Source organism: Nocardioides sp. P5_C9_2 (assembly GCF_054049555.1).
Genome location: NZ_JBFUMD010000658.1, coordinates 1 through 1,628, shown reverse-complemented (window position 1 = coordinate 1,628; position 1,628 = coordinate 1). Strand labels below are relative to the sequence as shown.

The 1,628-nt window shown below is 68.5% G+C and carries 3 protein-coding genes; all 3 read right to left on the bottom strand.

Annotation, left to right across the window (positions count from 1 at the left end):
* Nucleotides 1-28: 28 nt before the first annotated feature.
* The gene (locus tag ACXJKL_RS20730; RefSeq protein WP_457208882.1) at nt 29-451 is read right to left on the bottom strand and encodes a hypothetical protein; all 423 of its coding nucleotides are present in this window, start codon (nt 449-451) and stop codon (nt 29-31) included.
* Between the two features lie 12 nt (nt 452-463).
* The gene (locus ACXJKL_RS20725; protein WP_457208881.1) at nt 464-991 is read right to left on the bottom strand and encodes an FAS1-like dehydratase domain-containing protein; all 528 of its coding nucleotides are present in this window, start codon (nt 989-991) and stop codon (nt 464-466) included.
* A 28-nt stretch (nt 992-1,019) separates the two neighbouring features.
* Nucleotides 1,020-1,628, bottom strand: a 609-nt coding sequence (locus ACXJKL_RS20720; protein ID WP_457208880.1) for a VWA domain-containing protein, incomplete at its 5' end; no start/stop codon positions are given.

Below are 1,628 nucleotides of genomic sequence, written 5' to 3'. Positions count from 1 at the left end.
GGGGCCCTTTCTTCACGCGCGAAGCGGATCAGCCGATCTCGACGACCGCCGTGCCGGGTGCCATCTTCTTGCCGTCGACGTTCTCGGTCCAGACCTCGAGCGTGACGACCGTGGTGCCGTCCTCCTCGGCGACGTCGGTGATCATGCCCTTCGCCGTCACGACGCCCTTGGTGTTCGGCGTCCGGAAGTCGCAACGCAGGCTCCTGATCCGCCCCGCACCGCCGAGCCACTCGCGCAGCAGGACGTGCAGGTATGACCACTGCAGGTTGCCCATGCCGAAGGCGCCGGGCATCCCGGCCGCCCGGCCGGCCTCGTCGTCCATGTGGATCGGCACGAACTCGTAGTTGACGGCCGCGTAGCGGTTCCAGTTGTGGAAGCCGGTGTCGCGAACGAGGGGCGCCAGCTCGGCGCCGACCTCGGGCGCGGGAGACAGGGTCCTGGTGGATGTCATCGTCGGTCCTTCTCAGTATCGGATGAGGGTCATCGCCGAGCGCTTCACGAACTCGCCGTCCTGGTTGGTCCAGGTGTCGACGTTCGTGCTGAAGAGCATCAGGCCGAGGCGTCCCTCGCGCTCGGCGTACTCACCGAGGCTCCGCACGCTCGTGATCACGTCGCCGGCCTTGATCGGGACGCCGTACTCGACCGACATGCCGCCGTTGAGCATGTTCGTCAGTCCCGGTCCCTCGATGCCGACCTGGTTCTCCGTGCTGTCGGCGTTGAACCCGGTGGTCCCGGGCTTCTCGACCGGCGTGACCGACAGCTCCTCGGACGCAGCTCCCCACGCCGCCGACATCACGTTGAACTCCTCGGGTGCGATCATCGGGCTGCCGTCTGCGGGAGCGTCGATGAACCTGGTCGGGGGCTCCGCGGGCCAGTAGGTTGCGATCGCCCACCGGCGGATGTCGTTCTGTCCGACCGGATAGCTGGTGCTCCGGCCGATCTCGGTGCCCACGGCGTTGTGCATGGCCTCCGAGATGTGGGAGTCGGGCATGAGGTCTCCTTCTGTGTGGTGGTTGAGGTCAACTGGCATCACGGACGACGAACTCCTCGAGCTGGCGCACGGTGCGGACCTCGAAGACGCCGCTGCAGTGCGGCCGGTAGGTGTCGATCAGGCAGTCACCGTCGTGCCACGTCGCCGACCGCTCGGGGCTCAGCCAGAAGAGTCGGCCGGCGCGCGCGCCGATCGCCTGGAGGGCGCCCTCGCGCGGATCGCGGAAGTTGCTGCGGGCATCGCCGAGCACGAGCACGATCGTGCGCGGACTGAGCTGGTGCCCGGTCGTGTCCCAGAACTGCTGGAACGTCCGGCCGTAGTCGGACCGGCCGTCGAGGTGGATCCCGAGGTGGTCGTCGTCGATCCGTTCGGCGGTCCGGTGCACGTCAGTGCTGTGCTGCAGCAGGTCGGTGACCTCGTCGATCCCGTCGACGAACACGAAGCTCCGCACGGAGTGGAACCGGGCGTGCAGGCCGTGACTCAGCGAGAGCGTGAAGCGGGCGAAGGACGCCACCGAGCCGGAGATGTCGGCAAGGACGATCAGCTCCGGCCGCGGCGGTCGGCGCGGGTGGAACACCGGACGCGCGGGTATGCCGCCGGTCGCCATCGACGACCGCATCGTCGCGCGGGCGTCGAG